Source organism: Demequina sp. (assembly GCF_024642165.1).
In the GTDB taxonomy this organism is placed as follows: domain Bacteria; phylum Actinomycetota; class Actinomycetes; order Actinomycetales; family Demequinaceae; genus Demequina.
Genome location: NZ_JAHEBP010000169.1, coordinates 1 through 2,616 on the forward strand (window position 1 = coordinate 1; position 2,616 = coordinate 2,616).

The following is a 2,616-nucleotide window of genomic DNA, read 5'->3' on the forward strand; positions in this document are numbered from 1 at the left end:
CTGGACGCTTTCCTCCGGGGAACGCACTGACGCTTTTCCCAGGTTTCGCACTCCTGTGGGGAACTCGCCGACGCCCCAACAGCCGCGGCGCGCGCAGGAGGCGTCCTCTCACCAAGTGATTAACACGTTAACGAGGTGCGACGGGAGACCCCCGTGCGCGCATCGTGGTCGTGCGCCCGGCAGTCGCTGGCGTAGCGAATCGAACACCTTCACCTAGGCTGACATCGAGTCCCCTGGAGCCACGTCAAGGAGAGAGCTGTGCCCGGCTACGCTGTCATCGACCTCGAGACCACCGGATTCGCATACAACTCGCGTGATCGCATCTGCGAGGTCGGGTTGGTGTTGCTTGATCCCCAGGGGCGCCAAGAGGAGCGGTACACAACGCTCGTGAACCCTCAGCGAGACCTAGGCGCGCAGCATGTGCATGGGATCGACGCGACGGATGCCAGGGTCGCGCCGACCTTCGATCGCATCGTGGGCGACCTCACGGACCTGATGGCCGGTCGCGTTGTCGTTGCGCACAACAGCGCGTTCGACACCGCGTTTCTGGTATCCGAGTACACGCGAGCTGGCTGGCCGCTCGATCTCACACCCGACATGACCCTGTGCACGATGCGCATGGCGCGCGAGTTTGGCGCGCCCGCAAAGCTCAGCGATTGCTGCGCACACTTCGGGATCGAACTCGCGAACGCGCACGCCGCATTGGACGACGCCGAGGCCACAGCGACGCTCTTGACCCACTACATGCAGAGCAGCCCGGGTTCCAGGGTGTGGAGCCAATGGGTCGACTTCGCCGAGACTATCCGCTGGCCATCGCCGCCGCGCATGGCGACGATGCCAGTGTCGCGCGGTTCATCGGCCGCAGGCTCATCGTGGCTCGACGACGTGTTCCGGACCTTCACCATTGAAACCGAGATCGGGGGAGGCCCCGAGTACCTCGACCTGCTTGAGCGCGTGCTCGTCGACCGCCGCATCAGTGCCGACGAGCGCCGGGCTCTCGACGGACTCGCAAGGTCGCTCCGCCTCACCAAACCAGAGGTCGAAGGTCTCCATCGCAGCTACATGATGATGGTGGTCGACGCCGTGTGCGAGGACGACCTGCTGACACCCGGTGAGCGCGCGCTCATCATTCAGTTGGCTCGGCTCCTCGACCTGGAAGACATCGAGGTCGAGGCGCTACTTGCCCACGCGACGGACCGTGTCAGTGCGATCTCGAGCGAGGTGGCGCTCGTTTCCGGGGACCTCGTGGTCCTGACCGGCATGTCGATGGCCAGGAAGGTGGAGCTCACGCGGCTGGCCGAGTCCCGCGGCCTCGTCGTGTGGCCAGGCGTCAAGAAGGGAGTGGCCGCAGTGATCGCGCAGGACCCAGGGACCAACTCGGGCAAGGCAAAGAAGGCGCGCGACTACGGCATCCCAGTCGTAGGCGAAGCCATCTTGACAGGTTGACGACCGCCCAAACCTCACTGTTGAGGTGACTTCCGACGCGTGCCGCGGGTGCGGTTCGCGAAGGGGATCCGGCCGTGCACCGCCTCGAAGCGGCGGATCAGTCGACGTTCCACATCCTCCGCATCGCGACCGGGCGTGGCGAGCCAGGCGACAAGCAACGCCGCGTGGTCGGCGAGCTGCCAGATGCGGCGTCCCCCGCGGTGGCTGTCATAGAGTCCCTGACCTGAGCGAGAGAAGCCCCGCAAGCGAGTTCTCAGGTTGGCGGTCTTGCCCCCCGCCTTGCCGATGTCGAGCACCGCGGCTCAGTCGAGCCACCCGGATGTGAGGTCTTCGATCGTGACAGTGTGATTGATACGCCTGCCGGCGAGGCTCTCAACCAAGTACTGAGGCGCGTCAGTAGAGGTCCGGAGCACCGCGTACACACCGTGCTCGCGTGGCACCAATGTCGGGTCGAGCGTAAGCAGCGGTACGAAGCCCGCGAAACCCGCTTCCTCGAGTTCACTCCGGCTGAAGTTGCCAAGCGCATCGGTGTTCATGCACCTCAGCATCGCCTACGCCTCCGACATCACGGCCGCATCGATCCGCCCGTAGCCCGCCCGCCATACAACCATCGTCCCGTTCGCCCCCCTACCTGCGGTCACCCTGACCCGGTAGGTTCGAAGCATGCGCCTCCTGCACACCTCCGACTGGCACATCGGTCGCACGTTCCATGGCCACAGCACCGACGATCACCTGGCGCAGGTCCTCGCCGCCATCGCGGACCTCGTGAGGGCCAACGGCGTCGACGCCGTGGTGGTCGCCGGCGACGTCTTCGACAGCTCGACGCCCAAGGCGGACGCGTTCACCATGCTGAACGCCGCCATCCACGAGATCCGCCGGGCGGGCGCCGCCGTGGTCCTCACCTCCGGCAACCACGACGGCCCGGCACGCCTGGGACACATGGCCGAGTTCGCATCGTTCGGCGGCGTCCACGTCCTCACGGACCTCAAGAACCTCGCCCGGCCGGTGACCTTCCGCGACGAGCATGGCCCCATCCACCTCTACGGCATCCCGTACGTCCACCCCGAGTTCCTGCGCGCGGCCTACGACGGCTTCGACGGCGGCACCCACGCCGACGCGCTGAGCTTCGCGATGGACCTCGTCCGGGACGATGCGGCGGCGAGGCACGCC

4 protein-coding genes are annotated in these 2,616 nt (G+C 66.3%); 2 read left to right on the forward strand and 2 right to left on the reverse strand.

The annotated features are described in order from the left end of the window. Positions 1 to 258: 258 nt before the first annotated feature. Positions 259 to 1,446, forward strand: a complete 1,188-nt coding sequence (locus tag Q0L54_RS11005; protein ID WP_296668071.1) for an exonuclease domain-containing protein — start codon at positions 259 to 261, stop codon at positions 1,444 to 1,446. A gap of 14 nt (positions 1,447 to 1,460) precedes the next feature. Here the strand turns inward: Q0L54_RS11005 and Q0L54_RS11010 are convergent, their stop codons facing one another. Both Q0L54_RS11010 and Q0L54_RS11015 read right to left on the reverse strand, forming a co-directional pair. Beyond that, positions 1,461 to 1,742 carry a hypothetical protein gene (locus Q0L54_RS11010; protein WP_296668073.1) on the reverse strand — a complete coding sequence of 94 codons (282 nt, stop codon included), beginning with the start codon at positions 1,740 to 1,742 and terminating at the stop codon, positions 1,461 to 1,463. Between the two features lie 6 nt (positions 1,743 to 1,748). Further along, positions 1,749 to 1,982, reverse strand: coding sequence for a hypothetical protein (locus Q0L54_RS11015; RefSeq protein WP_296668074.1), 234 nt, complete (start codon positions 1,980 to 1,982; stop codon positions 1,749 to 1,751). Positions 1,983 to 2,109: 127 nt separating this feature from the next. Here Q0L54_RS11015 and sbcD point away from each other — a divergent pair. Continuing rightward, positions 2,110 to 2,616 (forward strand): exonuclease subunit SbcD (gene sbcD / locus Q0L54_RS11020; RefSeq protein ID WP_296668076.1); only part of this gene is annotated, 507 nt, incomplete at its 3' end.